Source organism: Mycobacterium sp. GA-2829, assembly GCF_001499965.1.
Taxonomy (GTDB): domain Bacteria; phylum Actinomycetota; class Actinomycetes; order Mycobacteriales; family Mycobacteriaceae; genus Mycobacterium.
This window is the reverse complement of sequence record NZ_LQIT01000016.1, coordinates 37,399-57,290: the sequence shown is the minus strand read 5'-3', so window position 1 is coordinate 57,290 and position 19,892 is coordinate 37,399. Positions and strand designations below refer to the sequence as shown.

The window sequence follows — 19,892 nt, the reverse complement described above, 5'->3', positions numbered from 1 at the left end:
CTCAGCGGTAGCACCGCGGCACCGTCCAGTGCGCGCCGAACTCGTCGTTGAAGTGCTCGGGGTCGAACGGGCTGTCCCCACCGGCGGGGAAGCTGGTGAGCTCGCCGAACACGATGCGGCCGTCGAGGTGGTACAGATCAACACGCACGAAATCGGTTTCCGCGCCCAGCTTCTCGGCCAGCTCGATCATCTCGCCCAGCCGCGCGGGTGGTGGCGGCACGGGGTCCGCCCACGGCAGCCCGCCGCGCAGCGGTACGTGTTCCCAGTTCGGGCGGAAGAAGTCCCGCGTGCGCCTGTCGAAGCGGCCGGTGTCGACCTGGATGTAGGCACACTTGCCGTGGAAGACGAACAGTTTGTAGTCGTCCGGGATCGCGCCGTCGTCGCCGGTCAGGAGTTCCTCGACGATGACGCGGCGCGGCATCTGCCCGTACACCCATTCGCGGTTCGGACCCTGGCCGTACAGCTGCGCGACCCAGCCGCGGGCGATGCGGACGATCTCCTCGCGGGGTGCGCACTCCGGCCGGACGTGTCGGTAGGTCCAGTCACCCGGCGTGGTCGGCAGCCGGGCCTCGCGCGGCGCCCGGTCGGAGACCACGATCGCGGCCCCGCTGCCGTGGGTCGGCTTGACGACGTAGGCGTCCGGCAGGTCTACCGCGAGCAGGTCGGCGGGGTCGTCGAGGATCGCGAAAACATGCGGGAGAATGTGTCCGCCAACCGTTGTCGCGACGTAGTCGCGGACCGCGGCCTTGTCGGCGAACGTCACCACCAGCGCCCGGTGGTCGCGCAGCATCTTGTACCGCACCTTGTCGCGGAACGTCCGCGGATCGCGGGTCCGCCAGAGCCGGACCGCGCGCACGATGCGGCTGCGCTCGCGCCATCGGACCTCGGAAGGTTGCACCCGGTCAGCTGAAGCGGACGTGCATCGTCGCCAGGCCGAAGATCTTCTTGCCCTCCGACTTCGCCGCGACGACGACGATCCCCGAGCGCGTCTCCGGGTCCAGCGACTTGATCCTGCCGCTGAACTCGATGTCGGCGCCCTCCTTCGCGGACACGATCGCCGGGGCCGACAACCGCACCGCGTAGCGGGTGACCGCACCGGGGTCGCCGGTCCAGGACGACACGAACCCGGCGCCGAGGCCCATGGTGAGCATGCCGTGGGCGATCACGTCGGGCAGCCCGGCCAGCTTGGCGATGTCCTCGTCCCAGTGGATCGGGTTGGCGTCACCGGCGACACCGGCGTAGTTCACCAGGTCGCCGCGCGACAGGCGGGTGTGTCGCACCGGGAGCTCGTCGCCGACCTTCACGTCGTCGAACGACGGTGTGCCCGGGGTGCGGGTCACCCCGCCCTGGGCGATGCGGATCTCCCCCTCGGGGCGTACTTCCTTCTCGTAGTGGCCGTCGAGGCTGCCGACCCCGGAGAAGTCGACGTCGTGCATCATCGCGTTCTGCACGGCGGCCTTGACCCCGGCGTCGATGTCGTCGGCGGTGACGCCCACGACCGTGGTGTGCAGGGTGTGCACCCGCTCGCCCTGGGTGTCGGTGAACGTGTTGGTGACGGTGATCATGTCCCGGCCGGCGATCCTGCGCACTGACGTCAGCTCGACGTCGATGACCAGTTCGTCGCCGTCGACGATCGGGCGGTGCTGTTCGAAGACCTCCTCGGTCTGCAGGTAGGTGTCGTAGCCGACGACGATCTCCTCGAACATCCGGCGGTTGCACTGCATACCGGGTGCGGAGGTGAACGTCAGCGGCGCCACCAGCCCGGAGTAGCCGAGCTTCGCCGCGGCGTCGACGTCCCAGTGCGCCGGGTGGTAGTCCTGCACGGCACGCGCGTATTCGCGGACCTTCTCGCGGCCCACCAGATACGTGGTGTCCATCTGGTAGAAGTGGCCGACCCGGGCTTCGAGCGGCGACGCGTCTGGTGCTGCAGTCATGAATTCACACAGTAACCGGCGGGTCAGGCCAGGCCGTCGCCGAGCTTGGTCAGCAGCGCGGTGAGCTGCCGGACCTCGTCGGGATCGAGGCACGAGAACATCGCGTGCGCGGCCTCGGTGTACTGCCCCCGCCAGGCGCGGGCCTGCTCCCGGCCGGCGACAGTGGTGGTCAACCGCACGGCGCGGCGGTCGTCGGGGTCGGGTGCGCGGGCGACCAGACCTTCCCGCACCAGCGCGTCCACCAGACTGGAGGCGGTGGCCTGGGTGACGCCCACGGCCCGCGCGACCTCCGCGGACCGGACCGGTTGCATCCGTTCGATCTCGGAGAGGAGTTTGGAGCGGGGAGTGGACACGCCGCTGTCGCCGAGGCGCTCGTCGAAGGTCCGGACCACCGACTTGGCCGCACGGCCGAACGCGTCGGCGAGCGCGGCGGCCGCGTTTCGGTCAGTCGCTTGCTGGTCGGACACGGAAAAACTCCTCGGAATCGGTTGACCAGACTATCAGCCTTCATATAGTTTGATGACAGATAGTTAGAGACCGAAGTAACTACGAAAGGCTCCGCCATGTCGAAGACGTTCCCCCTCGGCCGCTTCACCGTGCGACGCGTCGGCTTCGGCGCCATGCAGCTGCCCGGCCCCGGTGTGTTCGGGCCGCCCCGCGACCACGACCAGGCGCTCGCGGTGCTGCGCCGCGCGGTCGAACTCGGTGTCGACCACATCGACACCGCCCAGTTCTACGGGCCGAACGTCTCCAACGAACTGATCCGCGAGGCGCTGCATCCGTACCCGGAGAACCTGGCGCTGGTCAGCAAGGTCGGCGCCGTGCGCGACGATCAGGCCAACTGGCTGCCGGCCCAGGAACCCGACGAGTTGCGGCGCGACATCGAGGCCAACCTGGCGACCCTGGGTGTCGACCGGCTCGCGGCGGTGAACCTGCGGGTGTTCGGTGACGAGGCGGGCGGTGCCGCGGTCGACCGTGCGCTGTTCGACCGGCAACTCGACGCGATGGTCGCCGCCCGCGACGAGGGTCTGATCGCCGGAATCGGGCTGAGCAACATCTCCCGCGCCCACCTCGAGATCGCGCTGGAGCGCGCCGAGATCGTGTGCGTGCAGAACGCGTACAACCTCGCCGAGCGGAGCGCCCAGCCGGTGCTCGACCTGTGCATCGAGCGGAACATCGCGTTCGTGCCGTTCTTCCCGCTGGGGTCGGCATTCGTCGCCGACAACCCGGTACTGGGACATCCGACGATCAAACGTGTTGCGGCCGAACTGAACCGCACCCCGGCGCAGATCGCACTGGCGTGGACGCTGAACGTGGCGCCCAACGTGCTGCTGATCCCGGGCACCTCCTCGCTCGCGCATCTCGAGGAGAACCTGGCCGTGGCCGACATCGAGCTGCCGGCCGACCTGGATATCTAGACCGGGTCGACGAGGAACACGGGAATCTGCCGCGACGTCTTGGTCTGGTACTCGGCGTAGGGCGGATACGCGGCGACGGCGAGCGCCCACCAGTGCTCCCGTTCGTCGCCCCCGATCTCGCGGGCGACGCCCTCGAAGACCGTGTCCCCGTCCTGGACCGTCACCGAGGGGTTCGCCTTGACGTTGAAGTACCAGCTCGGGTGCTTGGGGTCGCCGCCCTTGGACGCGACCATCGCGTAGCGACCGTTCTCCTCGACCCGCATGAGCGGGACGTACCGCTTCTTGCCGGACTGGGCGCCGGTGGTGGTGAACAGGACGACCGGGCGGTCGAAGACCTCGACGCCATCGGTGGTGCCTTGTTCGAGGATGCGCTGGGTCTGATCACGGACCCAGTCGGTGGGGCTCAGCTCTGCGTGTTCGGTCACCCCGCCACCAACGACTGCGACGCAGCGAGATATTCCCTGACCGAAAGCCCCGAGAACCGGCCAGGCGTTGTCACTGTCACACCGGCACGACTACCTCTTCACAGGGTTCTGCTCGCCAGGGCGCCAAGCACTTCAACCCCACCAAGGGCGTGGCGCTGCTGGAGCTCGGTGAGGTCGCCGACGCCGCGGTGTTCCTGGATTCGCACCTGGCCAAGCGCGTGACCGGCCACATGCTCGTCGTCGACGCCGGCCACATGCTGCTCACCGGGTACAACCACGACGCGACTGACTGTCCCGACTTCGGGCAGTCCGCGCTAGACAGTCCACCCGGTGGCCTGTGGCCACGACTCAACGTCCTTGCCGTTGCATCGCAATTTCACGTACTGATGCCCATGCTCGGAAGCTTCGGCTGTCCTGTCGGCAAATACACGCCGCGCCTCGCCCTCCGAGCTCTGGACGAGGGATCGCTCTTCTGCACCGTTGCTCGGATCGCCTCGGTCGTAGAGATCTGCCACGACGACTTCCCACACCTCTTTCACGACACCTCCTTGTGTTCCGCGGTGTACCCGATGTGTGCGGGATGACTCATACGGCGACCGTGCGACCTCGCAGACTCAACGGGCGCCCCGCACCAGCCGCCGGGCGGCACTCGAAGCACCTCGACGATGGTCCTCCCCACGATCTCGAGGTCGAACTTGGCGCGTCCTCGGAGCCGGGGGATCGTCTCGGAGACCAGCGACCGGGATGCGGGCTACGGGCTGTACGGCGACTTGTGCACGTTTACGAGCGGTGAGCGCTCCTGATCGTGCACCAACAGCGAGGGTGCCTAGACGGAGCTGTGCCCTACCCTCTCGATATGACCAGTTCCGACATCACCGACGCTGTCGCGACCGCCGGCGCGGCCATCGAGAAGGCCGTCGCGGTGTTCATGCTGCATCCGGAGACCTACGGCGCGAGCGTGGCCGCCGGCTACGAGAACCCGCTCGCGGGCTACGTCGCCGGCCGCGGCGGTGTCCTGGGCGAAGCCACCGGCGCGACGGTCGCCGCGGTGTTCGCGGTGTTCGAGCCGACGGGGTTGGCGGCGCTGTGGGAGGAGGGCGTCAAGGTGCGCGGGGCGGCCGGTGCGTCGCAGGTGTACTGGGACCAGACCGCCGATTTCGGCCGCAAGTACCTCAGCGGCGCAGACGGTTTGGCGCGTATCGCCGAGCTGGGGGAGAAGCTGATCGCGGCAACACCGATCGCCGGGCTGCCGCTGTACGCGGGCTGGCGGGCGATGCCGCTCGCCGACGACACCCCCGCCCGGACGCTGCAGGTGATGTTCGTGCTGCGGGAGTTGCGCGCCGGGCTGCACTTCAACGCCCTGTCGCTGTCGGGCATCACGCCGATCGAGGCGCACATGCTCAACAAAGGGCCGAAGTACGCCGCGATGTTCGGCTGGCCGGAGCCGTTCGCCGATGGCGCGGGCAAGAAGGACCGCTACGACGACGCCGAGGCGGCGACGAACCGGCGGATGACCGAGTTGTTCTCTGCCTCACTGATTTCAGCGGAGGTTGAGGAGCTCGCCCGGCTCAGTGCCGCCGCGCTGGCGACGCTGAAGATCAACGTCCCGAGCTAGCGGCGCTTGGGTGAGACCCGCATCGTGATGCGGGCGGTCACGAAGACGGTGCCCTCGGCGTCGCTGATCTCGACGGGAACGACGAGTTCGACTGGCGCGTCGTCGAATTCGGGGATCGAGTCCAGCCGCGCGGTGGCCGTGACCGCGGTCCGCGCCTGCGTCTTGTACTCGACGGTCATCCCGACCGGGATCCACCGGTGCGTGGCGGGCACCGTGGCGTCGGTCATCAAACCGCCGGCCAGTTCCGCCATGTTGCACGAGGCGATCGCGTGGAACGATCCCAGATGGTTGTGCACCCCGCGCCGATTCGGCGCCGTTGCCCGGCAGTAGCCGGCGCGGAGTTCCTCGACGGTCGGGTGGACGGTCCGGAAGAACGGGGCCTTGACGCACACCGCCTGGCTGAAGAACCACTTCCCCAGCGGGACCTTCCGCAGGGTGTTCCAGATCTTGAGGTTGGGGCTGACGGGGGCGGTCATATCGGTTCCTTCACTGTCGGTTTCGGTGTCGGCGGAGTGAGCGCCAGCACCGCGCGGACCGCGGCGGCCAGGCGTTCGCGGGCGGCCAGGCCGGGTGGCTGAGGCCCGTGGATGAGCAGGGCCGTCGGGAGTTCGACCACACACGTGCGGATCGCCGCGACCGCGTTCCGGTCGCGACGGCCCCACATGCGTTCGGTCAGGTCGACCAGCAGCGCGGTGAGTTCGGCGTCGAGGGTTCGCAGTTCGTCGGCCAGCGGGGCGGGAAGTTCGCCGGACCCGAGCAACTCGTCGCGGGACAGCGCGAGCAGGTAGCGCGCCGAGGCGGGGTGACGATCGAGGAATGTGGCGGGGCAGTCCGCCGCCGCGACCACGGCTTCCACCGCGGAGGTGTTCGCGTCGAGCGCTTTTCGCTGCTCGTCGAGGTACCGCCGGGCAGCGCGCAGCCAGACCCGGCCCAGCAGGCCGCCGCGCGATCCGAAGGCGTGGTAGATCGCCCCGTTGGACACCTCCGTGCGGGCAGACAGCGCGCGGATGGTCACCGCGCGCGGCCCCGACTCGGCAGCCAGCTGCTCTGCCGCATCCAGCAAGGGGTCGAGGTCGATGACGCGTGGGCGGGGCACGCACGCACAATAACAGAGCAGGTGCTCTGCTATGCGGCCGCTAGGCTGACGTCCGACGCCCACCCGTCCGCCGACCACTGGAGCCACCATGCGGCCGAGCACCGCCGAGGCCATCCGGCCGTTGTCCGTCGCGATGAAGGAGGGTTCGGCAAGCGAACACGACGCCGCCGAACAGTCACCCTTCGTGACCGAACTGCTCGCGGGCCGGGTCAACGCAGCGGGGTACGCCGAATACCTGCTGCGGCTGCGGATGATCTACGAGGCGCTCGAGGACACCGTCCGTGCCCACCGCGCCGATCCACTGGCGGCCGCGATCCACGATCCGGCGCTCGAGCGGCTACCGGCCATCGACGCCGACCTGCGGCACTGGGCGCCGGGAGCCGGCCATGACATCGATTCACCGGCGGCGCAACGCTATCGGGACCGGATCGCCGAGGCGTCCTGGGGCGGTGCGGTGCTCGCCCACCACTACACCCGCTACCTCGGCGACCTGTCCGGCGGACAGGCCATGGGCAGAATCCTCGACCGCGAATTCGGCCTGCGCGGTGCGGGTTTGGCTTTCTACGCATTCCCGATGCGGGTCAAACCGTACAAGGATCGGTATCGCGACCGCCTCGACGGTCTCGGTCTCGCCGCCGCCGACGTCGACCGCGTGGTGGACGAGGTGCGGATCGCGTTCGGCCTCAATCAGGCCGTGTTCGACGAGCTGGCCACCGAACTGCCGCGATTCCGGCGCTGAGCCAGCACGACCACGCTCACCGCCAGCGCCGCCGCACCCGTGAGCGAGGCGACGAGCACAGGGGTCGACTCGTGCAGGCGCACCGCGATGCCGATCAGCGCCCAGATCAACACCAGCGCATAGGCGATGTCGCGGTGCAGGTACGCCACCGTCAAACCGAGCGCGCCGGCGACCACCACCATGATCGCGCCCCACGTCGGTTCGGAGAGCCCGAACCCGGACCAACCCGCATCGTCGAGCGTGATCGTCGCGTTGGCGATGGTCGCCACCGAGATCCAGCCCAGGTAGACGCGGAACGGGATGTGCACCGTCCAGAACTCGACCCGCGAGGTGGCGGGCCGCATCGCCTGCAGTCGGTAGATGGCGATGAGCGACCCCAGCAGCACGACCATCAACAGCATGCTCAGCGGGAATCGGTTGTGGTGCCAGGCGAACAGCCACGTGCAGTTGGCCACGGCGGTCACGAGATACCAGGGCGCGATCACGCGGGCCGCGCCGCTGTCGCGGTGTCCGCGTGCGGAACTCAGGCTGAGGTAGACGCTGTAGGCGATCAGCCCGAGGTAGATGACGCTCCAGATCGAGAACACGTAGCCGGCCGGGACGAAGTACACCTCGAAGCGGCGGGTGACGTCGCCGGTGGTCTGTCCGTTGATCGGCAACCCGTTGGCGAGGTAGTTGACGAACAGCGTGGCCGCCGTCGCCAGACTCACTGCGACCGGCAGCAACAACGTCGCGGCCGACCGGCGTTCGACGGTCCGACTGGACATGGGGACACTCCTCTAAGTCGGGGATGCCCCGTAGATGCCCGTTACGGGTGGTTTCGAACCGCGGCGTGCACCGCCGCCTGCACCCCGTGTCCGGCGGCGACGATCGGTTCGACCGAGCGCATCGTGCGGCACAGCACGAAGGCGCCCTCGAGCGCGGTCAGCGTGATCATCGCCAACCGGCGGCACTCGTCCTCCGACAGGTCGAGTTGGCCGAACCATGCGCCCAGGCCCGTCAGCCAGCTCTCGAACACATCCGCGGCCTCGACGCGCAGCCGCTCGTTCGTGCTCGCCACCTCCAGCGCGATCGTCTCGATCGAACATGCTTCGCTGTAGTCCTGCGCCGCGAGATCGGCACCGGCCCTGGCGAACAGTTCCGCCATGCCGTCGAGCGGATCGATGTCCGACAGCTGTGCGCCGACGAACTCGCCGTACCGCACGCCTTCCCTCCGGATGACCTCGACGCTGATGGCCTCCTTACCGCCGGGGAAGTGGTGGTAGATCGAGCCGAACGGCGCCTGTGCGGCGGCCGAGATCTGCTTGAGCCCGGTGGCGGGCATGCCCTGACGGCGGTACAGCTCGGCCGTCGCGTCGAGGATGCGGGTCCTGGTGTTCGGCTCTGCCATCGGATCTCCCTCTTGCTCGACGTGCCACGACAGCATATCGTCGGCCTGACTAGAACGATCTATCTAGGAGGTGACCGATATGCCGTCGGTCGACGTACCGTCCGGATCCATCAACTACGAGGACACCGGCGGGGACGGTCCCGTCCTGGTGTTCGGACACGGTCTGCTCATGGACGGCAGACAGTGGCGCAAGGTCATCCCACTGCTGGGCGGCTATCGGTGCATCACCCCGACGTTGCCGTTCGGCGCGCACACGGTGCCGATGCATCCCGATGCCGACCTCACGCAGACGGGGGTGGCGAACATCCTCGCCGACTTCCTCGACGCGCTCGATCTCTCCGACGTGACCCTGGTCCTCAACGACTGGGGCGGTGGGCAATTCGTGATCACCGAGGGGCGGGACAAGAGGATCGCGAAGCTCGTGCTCTCCTCCTGCGAGGCGTTCGACAACTTCCCGCCCAAACCCGCGCGGCCCGCCGCGCTGCTGTGTCGGCTGCCCGGCGGCGTCTGGGTGCTGAGCCGGATGCTGGGCACCCGGTTCTTCCGGCACAGCAAGCAGGCATACGGCGGGTTGGCTCGAGCCGGGTTGCCCGACGCGCTGTTCGACGAGTGGTTCCGGCCCACCGTCGAGAGCGCCGAGATCCGCCGTGATCTGGGCAAGTTCGCGACCGGTTCGCCCTCACGCGGGCGGCTGCTCGAAATGTCCGCGGGGCTGGCGGGTTTCGACCGTCCGGTGCTGGTGGTGTGGGCGCGCGAAGACCGGATGATGCCGCTCGCGCACGCCGACCGGTTGGTGGCGCTGTTCCCCGATGCGAGGAAGGTGGTCGTCGACGACTCGTGGACGCTGATCCCCGAGGACCAGCCGGAGGCGATGGCCCGCGCGCTGCGGGAGTTCGTGGGCTGAGTGCGCCCTGCGCGAGCAGACACAGAATCGCGTTGCGCGAGCCCGAATCACCCGAATCTGTGACTGCTCGCGCGTAGGTCAGGCGATGCGGACTTCGTCGCCGCCGCCGATGGTGCCCCCGGTGATGACCGCGGCATAGAGCCCCGCACAGGGATTGAGGCCGAAATCGCCCGCCTCAACCCGGTTGTGCTCGAGCGGGTAGCGCACCGACTGCGGGGAGCGGCCCAGCGCGCCGTGCTCCAGGGTCGGCACCGAGCAGCGCGGGGTGGGGATGGTGCCGCGCAGCTCGACCTCGCCCACGCGGATCGTCGCGTCGACCCAGTCGTTCTCGAGGAACGGCGGCGTCCCGGCGGGCGTCTCGATCACGAGGTTCGGGCGGTAGCGCACCGCCTCCTCCGGGTCGAGGCCGATCGCGTCGAGGGTCGCCGTGGTGATCAGGTGCACCGGCGCATCGTCGACGAAGGCGCCGCCGGGCGTGCTCTGCGCGATCTCCAGCAGCGCCGCCTCGATCTCCGCGTCGAGGCCGTGGGTGAGCACGTCGATCGGATCGGACCGCTCGACCACCGCGCCTGCGGACCGCTCGTCGGCCAGGTGCACGCCGCGGCCGACCAGTTCGGAGACCGGTCCGGCGGATTCGCCGACGGGTACGGTGTGGCCGTCGGGCAGCGTCACCTCGACCCCGTCGGCGCCGGTGGTCGCCGTGCACTGCAGCAGCAGCCGCCACAGGCGGGGGTTCTTGGCGGTCGCGACCCGGCCGGTCTCGTGGTCGATGTAGGCGTAGCGCCGGTCACCGCCGACGCCGAGCACGGTCACCTCGATCGAATCGCACAACTCGCCGAGCATCGACTTCACCGGATAGCGCCGCAGCGCGGCCACCCGGCCGGTCACGTCTGTACTCATCGTCATCAGACCACGAGCCTACGGAACGCGGCGTCGACCGCGTCGGCGATCCCCGCGTCGGCCGCGGCGCCGGCCAGCGCCTCGGCGACGATCGCGTTCGGCTCCCGGGCCAGGGTCACCAACCCCACCGTCGGGCCGGGCCCGTTGTCGGCCATCGGCCGCACCGCGAACCCCGGCGGGACACCGAACGCGTGCAACCACGCGTGGGAGGCGATCGTGGCCAGACCCAGACCGGTGACATGGGAGTACAGCGCGCCGACCGTGTCGGCCTCGACCACCGGGGCGAAGCGGGCGCCCGCCGCGGCCATCTGGGTGTCGATGATCCGGCGGTTGCGCATCTCCGGGGTCAGCGCGCACAGGCGCAGGGCGGCGGCATCCGCCCACGCCACCGGTCCGTCGTCCCCGCCGAAGTCGCCTGCGGGTGCCAGCAGGACATAGCGTTCCCGGTACAGCTCGAGTCGGTGGTACCCGACGGGCACTTCCTCGTCGAGGTACGTCAACCCGGCGTCGATGTCGAAATCGGCCAGCCTGCGGACGATCTCGCGTGACGGTAGCGCCTCGACCCGCACCGCCGCGGCCGGGTTGCGCTCGAGGAACCGCGCGGTCAGCAGCGGGCTGACCGGCACCGACGTCGGGATTGCACCGATACGCGCGGTGGTGGTCAACCGGCCCCGCATCCGGTCGATGTCGGCGAGCAGGTCGTCACGCTCGGCGAGGATGCGGCGCGCCCAGGCGATCACCCGGGTGCCCTCGTCGGTGAACCCCTCGAACCGGCGGCCGCGCCGCACGATCACCACGCCGAGTTCGCGTTCCAGCCGCTGGATCGCCACCGACAGCGTCGGCTGACTGACGTGGCACGCCGCGGCGGCCCGCCCGAAGTGCCGCTCCCGCGCGAGCGCGACCAGGTACTCGAGTTGTTGGATCAGCACGTTGCCGTGCATGTACGCCTCACTGGGATGATAGGTGTCGCCTATCGAAGCATTCCGGATCGCGAACAGCAAACACTTGTCCCGGGATGCGCGTGTTCCGTACGGTCCACGCGTGACGCCGGCGGACACCACAAGATACGACTTCGACGAGAACGACGTGGTGGTGACCGGCGAGAAAGGCTATGCCGCAGGCGTTCCCGCGGTTCTTGTCTCGCTGCGGCGCGGGGTGGAGCAGATGGGCGTGGCCCGGACCGCCCGCACACTGGCGCGGCTCAACCAGCGCGACGGGTTCGACTGCCCCGGCTGCGCATGGCCCGAGACTCCGGGACACCGCAAGCACGCCGAGTTCTGCGAGAACGGCGCCAAGGCCGTCGCCGAAGAGGCGACCACCCGGCGGGTCGGCCCCGAGTTCTTCGCCACCCACGCCGTCGCCGACCTGCTGGGCCGCACCGAGTACTGGCTGGGCCAGCAGGGCCGGTTGACCCACCCCATGGTGCTGCGCGAGGGTGCGACCCACTACGAACCGATCGGCTGGGACGACGCCTTCGACCTGATCGCCACCGAACTCCGCGCTCTCGACTCGCCGGACGCGGCGGCGTTCTACACCTCGGGCCGGACGTCGAACGAGGCCGCGTTCGTCTACCAGCTGCTGATCCGCTGCTTCGGCACCAACAACATGCCCGACTGCTCGAACATGTGCCACGAATCCTCCGGCACCGCACTGCAGGAGAGCATCGGTATCGGCAAGGGTTCGGTGTCGGTCCCCGACCTCGAGCACGCCGACCTGATCCTGATCGCCGGGCAGAACCCCGGCACCAACCATCCACGGATGCTGTCGGTGCTGGAGAAGGCGAAAGCCAACGGCACCAGGGTGATCGCGATCAATCCGCTGCCCGAGGCGGGGCTGCTGCGGTTCAAGGACCCGCAGAAGGTGCACGGCGTGGTGGGCGACGGCGTCGCGATCGCCGACGAGCTGCTGCAGATCCGCATCGGCGGCGACCAGGCGCTGTTCCAGGGGTTGGCCAAACTGCTGCTCGAGGCCGAGGACCGCAACCCCGGAACGGTGCTGGACCGCGCGTTCATCGACGAGTACTGCGCGGGTTTCGACGCCTACGCCGAACACATCAGGGCCGTCGACCTCGACACCGTCGTGGAGGCCACGGGGCTCACGCGCACGCAACTCGACGACACCGCGCAGGCGTTGATCGCATCGTCGAAGACCATCGTGTGCTGGGCGATGGGACTGACCCAGCAGACCCACGGGGTGGCAACTATCCAGGACGCCACCAATCTGCTTCTGCTGCAAGGCATGATCGGCAAACCGGGCGCCGGCGTGTGCCCCGTGCGCGGACACTCCAACGTGCAGGGTGACCGGACGATGGGCATCTACGAGAAGGCGCCCGAGACGTTCCTGGCCGCGCTGGACGCCGAATTCGGGATCACCACCCCGCGCGCCCACGGCCTGGACTCCGTCGACACCATCCGCGCGATGCGCGACGGCCGGGTGGGCGTATTCATGGCGATGGGCGGCAACTTCGTATCGGCCACCCCCGACACCGCGGTCACCGAAGCCGCGCTGCGCACGTGCGCGCTGACCGTGCAGGTGTCCACCAAACTCAACCGGTCCCACCTGGTGACCGGCCGGACCGCGCTGATCCTGCCGTCGCTGGGTCGCACCGACCGCGACGTCGTCGACGGCCGCAAACAGGTTGTGACGGTGGAGGATTCGATGTCAGTGGTGCACCTGTCCCGGGGTGGCCTCAAGCCTCCGGGCGATCAGGTGCGCAGTGAGGTGGCGATCGTCTGCGGGCTGGCGCGCGCGCTGTTCGGTCCCGATCACCCGGTGCCGTGGGCGGAGTTCGCCGCCGACTACGACCGGATCCGGGACTCCATCGCCCGGGTGATCCCCGGCTTCGCCGACTTCAACACCCGCGTCCGGCAGCCGGATGGGTTCGTGCTGCCGCACCCGCCCCGCGACGAGCGGCGGTTCGCCACCGCGACCGGCAAGGCCAACTTCGTCGTGAACCCGCTGCGGTGGGTCCCGGTGCCGCAGGGCCGGTTGGTGCTCCAGACGCTGCGCAGCCACGACCAGTACAACACCACGATCTACGGTCTCGACGACCGCTACCGCGGGGTGAAAGGGGGTCGGCGCGTGGTGTTCTGCCATCCCGACGACATCGCGTCCGCCGGGTTCACGGCCGGGGAGCGGGTGGATCTGATATCCGAGTGGCCTACGGTCGACGGGAGCGTCGAGGAGCGGACCGCCGAGGACTTCCGGCTGGTGCCGTACCGGACGCCGCGGGGTAACGCCGCCGCCTACTATCCGGAGACCAATCCGCTGATCCCGCTCGATCACGTTGCGGCGAAGTCGAATACGCCGGTGTCGAAGGCGGTGGTGGTGCGGCTGCGGCGGCGGGACTAGATCGCCGAGCCGCCGCCGTCGACGTACAGCGTCGACCCGGTCACGAAACTCGAACGTGGCGAGGCCAGGAACAGCACGGCCTGCGCGATCTCCTCCGGCCGCGCGGTACGTCCGAGCGGCAACGTCTTGGCGAGGTCGGCGACGAACTCGGCCAGGTCCTCGGCGCCGGGGGTGCTGGTCGGTCCGGGCGAAACACTGTTCACCCGAACGCCATTGGGACCGAACTCGGCGGCCCAGGTGCGGGTCAGCGATGCCAGCGCCGCCTTCGTCGCACCGTAGACCGAGGTGCCGGGGAAGCCCTTGTCACCCGCCGGCGACGTGATGTTGACGATGGCGCCGCGTCCGCGCGCGGCCATCCCCCTGGCCACCTCGGCGACCAGGAAGAAGGCGCCGCGCACGTTGGTGCCGAACATCGCGTCGTATGAGGCGAGGTCCTGCTCGAGGGTGGACGCGGCGGGATAGACGCCCGCGTTGTTGACGAGGATGTCGACGGCCCCGGCCTCGTCGGCCAACTGCCGCACCGACTCCAGGTCCGTCATATCCGCCTGGACGAAGCGCACCTTGCCGCGAAGGCTCTGCGCTGCCTGGGCACCGCGTTCGGGATCGCGGCCCGAGATGACGACCTCGGCGCCTTCGGCGGCCAGCAGCCGGGCCGATTCCAGCCCGATGCCCGACGTACCACCGGTGACGAGCGCGATCTGATGTTCGAGTTCCATGGGAGCTGCAACGTAGATCCGCGGAATTGCTTCCCGGCGCGTCATCCCCACGCGCTGGGATCGCCACCGGCGGGCGGGTTCAGCCGCGGTTTGAGCCGCCCGCCCGGCATCGGCGGCGCAGGCAGGCGCTGCACCCGGCCGTCGTAGCCGCGCACCTGTCCGAACCGCTCGGATTGCGCCTCCCACTCGGCGCGGTACCCGACGATCTCGTCGTGGGTGCGGCCGATGAAGTTCCACCACATCAGCACCGGCTCGGTGAACGGCACCCCGCCGAGCAGCATCACCCGCGCAGGCTGGTCTGCGGGGTTGGTCAGCGTCAGCCGCTCGGCGCCCGGCGCCATGTAGCCGAGTTCGGCGGGCACCAGCTCGGTGCCGTCGAGCAGGACCGGGCCGAGGTCGACGAGGACACCATGCTCGAACTCGGGCGCGACGTCGAGAGCGACCTCGGCACGCGGATCGAGTACCAACTCGGCGCCGAGCAGCGGGGTATGGGGCACGACGGGGGAGGTGTGGCCGGCGAAGGTGCCGAGCAGTACCCGGGCGGTCGCGCCGTCGACGCGGACCGGCGGGGGCACGGTGTGGTCGAACCGCCGGGGAACGTCGCGGGCATGGTCGGGCAGCACCACCCACAGCTGCACGCCGTGCAGGGTGGCGGTCGCCTGCCGGCCGGTGTGGGTCGACACCTCCGAATGCGCGACGCCGTGGCCGCCGGTCATCAGGTTGAGCTCGCCGGGACGGACCAGCGCGTGCACCCCGCTGCTGTCGCGGTGTTCGATCTCGCCCTCGAAGAGCCAGCTGACGGTCTGCAAACCGGTGTGCGGATGCGGCGGCACGTCCATGCCGCCGGTGCGGCCGACGTCGTCGGGACCGTAGTGGTCGGCGAAGCACCACGCCCCGATCGTCGAGCGCGCCCGCTGCGGCAGCGTGCGCCGCACCGTCATCGCCCGCGGTCCGCCGAGCGGTACCGCGCGGCTGGTGATGACCTCGACATCGCCCATGGCATCCATAGTGGCCGTCACCCTGGATTGGAGCGCGGTGCCGAGCCCCGCTAAGTTCCCTCGGGTGATGTCCTTCGCCGCTGGAACCGCCGCGCGGTGGCTCGCCCCCTTCCTGACGGCCGCGGCCGTCGCCGGTGTGGGCGCCCTCGCCGAGCCCGTCAACGTCGACCCCGTACCGGCCGTGCAGCTGGTCAGCGACGCCAACCCGCTCGTCGGGCGGCCCTTCTACGTGAACCCGGCCTCCAAGGCCATGCGGGCGCTGGCCGGCAACCCCGATCCGCTGCTGGACCGGGTCGCCAACACCCCGACCGCGTACTGGATGGACCACCTGTCCACACCGTCGGTGGATGCGAAGTACATCGCCGACGCGCAGGCCGCGGGCACGATCCCGATCCTGGCGCTCTACGGCATCACCAACCGGGACTGCGGCAGCTACGCCGCGGGCGGGTTCGGATCAGCAGGGGCGTACCGGTCGTGGATCGACGGCGTGGCCGGCGCGATCGGCGGCGGTCCGGCCGCGGTCATCCTCGAACCCGACGCGCTGGCGATGATCGACTGCCTGTCCCCGGGGCAGCAGCAGGAGCGCATCGAGCTGATCAGCTACGCCGTCGACACGCTGACCCGCAACCCGGGCACCGCGGTCTACGTCGACGCCGGGCATCCCCGCTGGGTGCCCGCCGATGTGATGGCCGGACGGCTGAACCAGGTCGGCGTGCAGAAGGCCCGCGGCTTCAGCCTCAACACCGCGAACTTCTTCACCACCGACGAGTCGATCGGCTACGGCGAGACGATCTCGAACATGACGGGCGGGTCGAACTACGTGATCGACACCTCGCGCAACGGCGTCGGGCCCGTCGACAGCGACTCGTGGTGCAACCCGCCCGGCCGTGCGCTGGGCACCCCGCCCACCACCGCGACCGCGGCTCCGCACGCCGATGCGTACCTGTGGGTGAAGCGGCCCGGCGAGTCCGACGGATCGTGCGGTGGCGGTGCGCCGAGCGCGGGCACGTTCGTCAGCCAGTACGCGATCGACCTGGCCCGCAACGCCGGCTGGTAGGCAGTAGCGGGTCGAGCAGCGCCAGCTCCGCCCGGCTGACCCATGACGGGTTGGACTGCTGCGGCGAGCGCAGCACCTCCAGCGTTTCCAGGCCCGGCACCGCGCGCAGTTCGGCGGCCGTCACCGGCGCATCGAACAGCGGGATCTCGACGGGTACGTGCAGCCCGCCGTCGCGGTCGGTGGTGACCTCGCCGGTGATCCGGCCCGCACCCCAGAACCCGCGCTGAGGGTGGGCCGACACCCAGAACAGCACCCGCTGCCCGGCGCGGATGAGCCGGACGCGGTAGTTGTCGGCGACGCACCACGACGGTTTCGCCGCACCCGCCGCGCGCATCGGTGCCACGGGCGTGACGCCCGGATTGCATTTGATCACCCAGGCGCCGAGCGCATCCAACGAGACCGCGCGCGTCAACGGCGCCGCTCGGGTCCGGTGAGCCGGCGGAGCACCGACCGCCGGGGCAGGTTCTCGGTGCCGTAGACCTTCGGGTTGATCAGCCGGCGCGCCGGTTCGAGCAGACGCAGTGCGCGGCCCAGGGTCTGGGCCGAGGGCGTGTCGGGCAGTGAGGCGCCGGTGGTGGCGGGCATACCGGTGCGTGCACGGTGCACCGGATCTTCAAACCTCGCGTTCGCGGCGGCCGGGAAACGGCAGAAGACCTCGGTTGGTGGTGCACGTGGGGGAACGCATTGTGGGACTGCATCATTCGTCGCCGTAGGCGGCAGCGCATCCTGACGTTCTTCGACGCCCAGCTGCGCTAGTCGCTGGCCTGGGCGCCGCGCACATGGGCGGCCACCCATTGCGCGGCCAGCTTCACCAGACCCGACTGCGGATAGGTGACGTGCGCGTCGAAGTCGCGGCCCGGCGAGCAGATCGGGTCGTTGGTGTTGCACAGGTCGGCGGTGCGCGCGCCGAAGTCCGGGCTCATCCGGGTCAGCGGCTGACCGATCCGCGCCGACGGGTTGCCGAAGACCGCGATGGCCGCGACGTGCGGGACGGCGGCGGCCGGGAGTGGCGCGCGGTACCCCAGCGCGGCGACCGGTGAGGTCGCGACGACGTCGATGACCGCGGCCCCCTGCGAGTAGCCGCCGAGGACGATCGCGGTGTCCGGACACTTCGCCGCGGTCGTCTGCACCCGCAGGCTCGCGTCGGTGGCGCCTGCACCCACCTGGGCGAAGTCCCACGACGCCGGGTATCGCACCGCGTAGGTGTTGACCGACTTCCCCTTGACCATCGGTTTCAGCGTGTCGACCAGGGCCTTGCCGACCACGCCGATGCCGGGCGGCTCGTCGGTGCCGCGGGCGAAGATCACCTCGACATCCGGACACTTCGCGGCGGCGGACGCGGTCGGGGCGCCGATCAGCGCGAGGGCGGCGAGTGTGGCGAGCACCGTCGCCACCCGCGCGGCATTGTCGACGAACACGTCCGCTCCTCGGCCGGGGTGATCTTGGTAGCCATTCTGTACCCAAAGGCCCCAGAATTCACTCCAGTCACACGGGTCACTCCGCGTCGGGGACGTCGGTGATCCGGTCGACCACCCGCAACAGCCCCTCGTCGGTCCGCGCGGTCTCCGGCCGCCCGCCGAGTGCGCTGTGCAGCGCGTGGTAGTACAGCCCGTCGCCGATCAACTTCACCGCCCGTGCGGCCTCCCGGCTGCCGAGCGCCTCCTGCAGGATTCCCAACCACTGTTCGGACGCGGATTCGATGACCTCTCTGGCCCGTTCGTCGCCGGACTGCTGCAGTCGCGACACCGCCATCAGCGCGCGGTCCAGCGGTGTGCCCGCGTAGTGCGAGGACCGCACGTAATACCGGGCCGGGCCCTCGGGGTCGGTGCGCATCCGGTCGGTGTCCTCAGCGGCCAACGCGACGAACCGCTCACACAGCGCGGCGGCGAGCTGATCCTTGGCAGGGAAGTGATACAGCAACCCGCCCTTGGAGACGCCGGCCTTGGCGGCCACCGCCTCCAGGGTCGCGTACCGCTCGCCCTCGACGGCGAGCAGATCCTCGTAGGCGTCGAGGATGCGTTCCCGCGCTGAGGTCATCGGGCCACCCTACGACGGGGCCTGACGCAGCGATTCGGAACTGTACCGTCCGGACGGTATAGTCATCCGGTTGCCGGTGCGAGGTCGAAGGGAGTTGCGGATGCGCGCGTATCGCGAGGTGATGCGGACGCCGCGGGTGCTCAACATCACCGCCTCGCAGCTGTTCGCCCGGTTGCCGCTCGGCATCCTGCCGCTGGCGATCCTGCTGCGCGTGCACGGTCTGACCGGGTCCTACGCCGTGGCCGGCGCCGTCGCCGCATGGGTGAGCGTCGGTCAGGCCGTGGCGATGCCGATCACCGCGCGGCTCGCCGGGAACGTGGGCATGGTCCCGACGCTCGTGGTCTCGGCCGCGGTGAACGGCGTCAGCCTGCTCGCGCTGGCCTGGTCCGGATGGTCGCCCGCGGCGCTCATGGCCCTGGGCCTGCTGGTCGGGTTGTCGGTGCCGCCGCTGATGCCGGTGGTCCGCGCGCTCTACCCGCAGATGATGCCGCGGGATTCGGTGCGGGCGGTGTTCGCGCTCGACACCACCGCGCAGGAGCTGATCTGGGTGGTCGGTCCGGTAGCCGCGACCGTGCTCGCCTCGTCGGTGTCGACCGCGCTGCCCCTGCTCGCGTCGGCAGCGATCACCGTGCTCGGGACGGCGTGGTTCCTGTTCGGAGCGGGTGAGCTCCGGCCACAGACCGCGACGAAGAAGACCACGTTCGGTCGCGTGCTGCTGAACCGGGCGGTGGTGATGGCGATGGTGGCCACACTCGGCCTGGTCGCCGCCTTCACGGCGCTGGAGGTGGGCGTCGTCGCCGCCCTCGGGGGACACGGTGTCGCGGCTGGGGTGGCGATCGCCCTCGCGAGCGTCGGATCGCTGCTCGGCGGGTTGGCCTTCGGCCATCGACAGATCGGGCTGGTCGGCGTCGTCGCGGCGCTGGCGCTCGTCGTGGTCGGGGTCGCGCTGTTCGGAGTCCTCGACGACCCGGTGCTGCGGTTCGCGAGCCTGTTCGTCTCCGGCGTCGGATTCGCGCCGGCGATGGCAGCGCTGTTCCACATGGTCTCCGTCGAGGTCGACGAACACCTGGCCACCGAGGCGTTCGGCTGGCTCAACAGCGCGATGCTCGGCGGCGGCGCGATCGGCACCGCCGCGGCGGGGGTCGCCACCCAGTCGCACGGCGTCCTCGGGGCGATCGTCGTGTCGGCCGTCCTCGGTGGGATCGCCGCCGTGAGCCCGATCCTCGCCCGGATGACGGGCCCGCTGCACAGCCTCTCGGGTGCGTCCCAGCCCGCTCTCGCGGTCACCCACTGACCGGAGAGCCGGCGTCGC

At 69.9% G+C, this 19,892-nt stretch carries 24 protein-coding genes; 8 read left to right on the top strand and 16 right to left on the bottom strand.

Going from position 1 to position 19,892, the window contains the following annotated elements; translation table 11 throughout:
- Position 1: 1 nt before the first annotated feature.
- The 3 genes from AU194_RS11840 to AU194_RS11830 are packed head-to-tail and all read right to left on the bottom strand — an operon-like array spanning position 2 to position 2,401.
- Positions 2 to 898, bottom strand: a complete 897-nt coding sequence (locus tag AU194_RS11840) for an ATP-grasp fold amidoligase family protein (protein WP_082698608.1) — start codon at positions 896 to 898, stop codon at positions 2 to 4.
- 4 nt (positions 899 to 902) lie between these two features.
- Positions 903 to 1,934 (bottom strand): fused (3R)-hydroxyacyl-ACP dehydratase subunits HadA/HadB, encoded by a 1,032-nt coding sequence (locus AU194_RS11835; RefSeq protein WP_059089434.1) that lies wholly within the window; start codon positions 1,932 to 1,934, stop codon positions 903 to 905.
- Between the two features lie 23 nt (positions 1,935 to 1,957).
- Positions 1,958 to 2,401: a MarR family winged helix-turn-helix transcriptional regulator gene (locus AU194_RS11830; RefSeq protein WP_059089433.1), complete on the bottom strand. Its 444-nt coding sequence runs from the start codon at positions 2,399 to 2,401 to the stop codon at positions 1,958 to 1,960.
- A 96-nt stretch (positions 2,402 to 2,497) separates the two neighbouring features.
- On the opposite strand from AU194_RS11830, the gene AU194_RS11825 reads away from it, so the two are divergent.
- Positions 2,498 to 3,352: an oxidoreductase gene (locus AU194_RS11825; RefSeq protein ID WP_059089432.1), complete on the top strand. Its 855-nt coding sequence runs from the start codon at positions 2,498 to 2,500 to the stop codon at positions 3,350 to 3,352.
- Here the strand turns inward: AU194_RS11825 and AU194_RS11820 are convergent.
- A complete protein-coding gene (locus AU194_RS11820; protein WP_059089431.1) occupies positions 3,349 to 3,777 on the bottom strand; it encodes a nitroreductase family deazaflavin-dependent oxidoreductase in 429 nt (142 codons plus the stop codon). The genes AU194_RS11825 and AU194_RS11820 overlap by 4 nt on opposite strands.
- Positions 3,778 to 3,926: 149 nt before the next feature.
- On the opposite strand from AU194_RS11820, the gene AU194_RS31825 reads away from it, so the two are divergent.
- Entirely contained in the window at positions 3,927 to 4,361 is a 435-nt protein-coding gene (locus AU194_RS31825) for a hypothetical protein (RefSeq protein ID WP_059089430.1), read from the top strand.
- A 272-nt stretch (positions 4,362 to 4,633) separates the two neighbouring features.
- The gene (locus AU194_RS11810; RefSeq protein ID WP_059089429.1) at positions 4,634 to 5,392 is read left to right on the top strand and encodes a hypothetical protein; all 759 of its coding nucleotides are present in this window, start codon (positions 4,634 to 4,636) and stop codon (positions 5,390 to 5,392) included.
- On the opposite strand, the gene AU194_RS11805 is transcribed toward AU194_RS11810, so the two are convergent.
- Positions 5,389 to 5,868 carry a hotdog fold domain-containing protein gene (locus AU194_RS11805; RefSeq protein ID WP_059089428.1) on the bottom strand — a complete coding sequence of 160 codons (480 nt, stop codon included), beginning with the start codon at positions 5,866 to 5,868 and terminating at the stop codon, positions 5,389 to 5,391. The genes AU194_RS11810 and AU194_RS11805 overlap by 4 nt on opposite strands.
- On the bottom strand, positions 5,865 to 6,488 hold the full coding sequence (locus AU194_RS11800) for a TetR/AcrR family transcriptional regulator (RefSeq protein ID WP_059089427.1): 624 nt from the start codon (positions 6,486 to 6,488) through the stop codon (positions 5,865 to 5,867). The genes AU194_RS11805 and AU194_RS11800 overlap by 4 nt, the downstream gene beginning before the upstream one ends.
- Positions 6,489 to 6,576: 88 nt before the next feature.
- Here AU194_RS11800 and AU194_RS11795 point away from each other — a divergent pair, with 88 nt between their 5' ends.
- Entirely contained in the window at positions 6,577 to 7,227 is a 651-nt protein-coding gene (locus tag AU194_RS11795) for a heme oxygenase (biliverdin-producing) (RefSeq protein WP_059089426.1), read from the top strand.
- Here the strand turns inward: AU194_RS11795 and AU194_RS11790 are convergent.
- Both AU194_RS11790 and AU194_RS11785 read right to left on the bottom strand, forming a co-directional pair.
- A complete protein-coding gene (locus tag AU194_RS11790; protein ID WP_059089425.1) occupies positions 7,176 to 7,994 on the bottom strand; it encodes a tryptophan-rich sensory protein in 819 nt (272 codons plus the stop codon). The genes AU194_RS11795 and AU194_RS11790 overlap by 52 nt on opposite strands.
- Positions 7,995 to 8,035: 41 nt before the next feature.
- Positions 8,036 to 8,617 carry a TetR/AcrR family transcriptional regulator gene (locus AU194_RS11785; RefSeq protein WP_059089484.1) on the bottom strand — a complete coding sequence of 194 codons (582 nt, stop codon included), beginning with the start codon at positions 8,615 to 8,617 and terminating at the stop codon, positions 8,036 to 8,038.
- Positions 8,618 to 8,696: 79 nt separating this feature from the next.
- Here AU194_RS11785 and AU194_RS11780 point away from each other — a divergent pair, with 79 nt between their 5' ends.
- Positions 8,697 to 9,521: an alpha/beta fold hydrolase gene (locus AU194_RS11780; protein ID WP_059089483.1), complete on the top strand. Its 825-nt coding sequence runs from the start codon at positions 8,697 to 8,699 to the stop codon at positions 9,519 to 9,521.
- A gap of 78 nt (positions 9,522 to 9,599) precedes the next feature.
- Here AU194_RS11780 and AU194_RS11775 read toward each other — a convergent pair whose 3' ends face one another.
- Both AU194_RS11775 and AU194_RS11770 read right to left on the bottom strand, forming a co-directional pair.
- Positions 9,600 to 10,427 (bottom strand): MOSC domain-containing protein, encoded by an 828-nt coding sequence (locus tag AU194_RS11775; protein WP_059089424.1) that lies wholly within the window; start codon positions 10,425 to 10,427, stop codon positions 9,600 to 9,602.
- The gene (locus tag AU194_RS11770) at positions 10,427 to 11,362 is read right to left on the bottom strand and encodes a LysR family transcriptional regulator (protein ID WP_059089423.1); all 936 of its coding nucleotides are present in this window, start codon (positions 11,360 to 11,362) and stop codon (positions 10,427 to 10,429) included. The genes AU194_RS11775 and AU194_RS11770 overlap by 1 nt, the downstream gene beginning before the upstream one ends.
- 100 nt (positions 11,363 to 11,462) lie before the next feature.
- On the opposite strand from AU194_RS11770, the gene AU194_RS11765 reads away from it, so the two are divergent.
- Entirely contained in the window at positions 11,463 to 13,772 is a 2,310-nt protein-coding gene (locus AU194_RS11765) for an FdhF/YdeP family oxidoreductase (RefSeq protein ID WP_059089422.1), read from the top strand.
- Here AU194_RS11765 and AU194_RS11760 read toward each other — a convergent pair.
- Complete coding sequence (locus AU194_RS11760; RefSeq protein ID WP_059089421.1) at positions 13,769 to 14,488, bottom strand: SDR family NAD(P)-dependent oxidoreductase; 720 nt, start codon at positions 14,486 to 14,488, stop codon at positions 13,769 to 13,771. The genes AU194_RS11765 and AU194_RS11760 overlap by 4 nt on opposite strands.
- A gap of 41 nt (positions 14,489 to 14,529) precedes the next feature.
- Positions 14,530 to 15,495 (bottom strand): pirin family protein, encoded by a 966-nt coding sequence (locus AU194_RS11755; RefSeq protein WP_059089420.1) that lies wholly within the window; start codon positions 15,493 to 15,495, stop codon positions 14,530 to 14,532.
- Positions 15,496 to 15,553: 58 nt separating this feature from the next.
- Here AU194_RS11755 and AU194_RS11750 point away from each other — a divergent pair, with 58 nt between their 5' ends.
- The gene (locus AU194_RS11750) at positions 15,554 to 16,543 is read left to right on the top strand and encodes a glycoside hydrolase family 6 protein (RefSeq protein WP_059089482.1); all 990 of its coding nucleotides are present in this window, start codon (positions 15,554 to 15,556) and stop codon (positions 16,541 to 16,543) included.
- On the opposite strand, the gene AU194_RS11745 is transcribed toward AU194_RS11750, so the two are convergent.
- The 4 genes from AU194_RS11745 to AU194_RS11735 form a co-directional block, all read right to left on the bottom strand.
- Positions 16,500 to 16,955: an EVE domain-containing protein gene (locus AU194_RS11745; RefSeq protein WP_231743309.1), complete on the bottom strand. Its 456-nt coding sequence runs from the start codon at positions 16,953 to 16,955 to the stop codon at positions 16,500 to 16,502. The two genes, AU194_RS11750 and AU194_RS11745, sit on opposite strands and share 44 nt — an antisense overlap.
- A complete protein-coding gene (locus AU194_RS31820; protein WP_157576043.1) occupies positions 16,952 to 17,149 on the bottom strand; it encodes a hypothetical protein in 198 nt (65 codons plus the stop codon). The genes AU194_RS11745 and AU194_RS31820 overlap by 4 nt, the downstream gene beginning before the upstream one ends.
- Before the next feature lie 146 nt (positions 17,150 to 17,295).
- Positions 17,296 to 17,961, bottom strand: coding sequence for a cutinase family protein (locus tag AU194_RS11740; protein WP_059089419.1), 666 nt, complete (start codon positions 17,959 to 17,961; stop codon positions 17,296 to 17,298).
- A gap of 76 nt (positions 17,962 to 18,037) precedes the next feature.
- Positions 18,038 to 18,580, bottom strand: coding sequence for a TetR/AcrR family transcriptional regulator (locus tag AU194_RS11735; protein WP_059089418.1), 543 nt, complete (start codon positions 18,578 to 18,580; stop codon positions 18,038 to 18,040).
- Positions 18,581 to 18,680: 100 nt separating this feature from the next.
- On the opposite strand from AU194_RS11735, the gene AU194_RS11730 reads away from it, so the two are divergent.
- Complete coding sequence (locus AU194_RS11730) at positions 18,681 to 19,874, top strand: MFS transporter (RefSeq protein ID WP_059089417.1); 1,194 nt, start codon at positions 18,681 to 18,683, stop codon at positions 19,872 to 19,874.
- Positions 19,875 to 19,892 lie beyond the last annotated feature (18 nt).

Bases quoted from the DNA above. Each gene is read 5' to 3' on its own strand.
- AU194_RS11835 (WP_059089434.1), bottom strand. From the start codon at position 1,934: ATGACTGCAGCACCAGACGCGTCGCCGCTCGAAGCCCGGGTCGGCCAC.
- AU194_RS11825 (WP_059089432.1), top strand. From the start codon at position 2,498: ATGTCGAAGACGTTCCCCCTCGGCCGCTTCACCGTGCGACGCGTCGGC.
- AU194_RS11810 (WP_059089429.1), top strand. From the start codon at position 4,634: ATGACCAGTTCCGACATCACCGACGCTGTCGCGACCGCCGGCGCGGCC.
- AU194_RS11805 (WP_059089428.1), bottom strand. From the start codon at position 5,868: ATGACCGCCCCCGTCAGCCCCAACCTCAAGATCTGGAACACCCTGCGG.
- AU194_RS11795 (WP_059089426.1), top strand. From the start codon at position 6,577: ATGCGGCCGAGCACCGCCGAGGCCATCCGGCCGTTGTCCGTCGCGATG.
- AU194_RS11790 (WP_059089425.1), bottom strand. From the start codon at position 7,994: ATGTCCAGTCGGACCGTCGAACGCCGGTCGGCCGCGACGTTGTTGCTG.
- AU194_RS11785 (WP_059089484.1), bottom strand. From the start codon at position 8,617: ATGGCAGAGCCGAACACCAGGACCCGCATCCTCGACGCGACGGCCGAG.
- AU194_RS11780 (WP_059089483.1), top strand. From the start codon at position 8,697: ATGCCGTCGGTCGACGTACCGTCCGGATCCATCAACTACGAGGACACC.
- AU194_RS11775 (WP_059089424.1), bottom strand. From the start codon at position 10,427: ATGACGATGAGTACAGACGTGACCGGCCGGGTGGCCGCGCTGCGGCGC.
- AU194_RS11770 (WP_059089423.1), bottom strand. From the start codon at position 11,362: ATGCACGGCAACGTGCTGATCCAACAACTCGAGTACCTGGTCGCGCTC.
- AU194_RS11760 (WP_059089421.1), bottom strand. From the start codon at position 14,488: ATGGAACTCGAACATCAGATCGCGCTCGTCACCGGTGGTACGTCGGGC.
- AU194_RS11755 (WP_059089420.1), bottom strand. From the start codon at position 15,495: ATGGATGCCATGGGCGATGTCGAGGTCATCACCAGCCGCGCGGTACCG.
- AU194_RS11750 (WP_059089482.1), top strand. From the start codon at position 15,554: ATGTCCTTCGCCGCTGGAACCGCCGCGCGGTGGCTCGCCCCCTTCCTG.
- AU194_RS11735 (WP_059089418.1), bottom strand. From the start codon at position 18,580: ATGACCTCAGCGCGGGAACGCATCCTCGACGCCTACGAGGATCTGCTC.
- AU194_RS11730 (WP_059089417.1), top strand. From the start codon at position 18,681: ATGCGCGCGTATCGCGAGGTGATGCGGACGCCGCGGGTGCTCAACATC.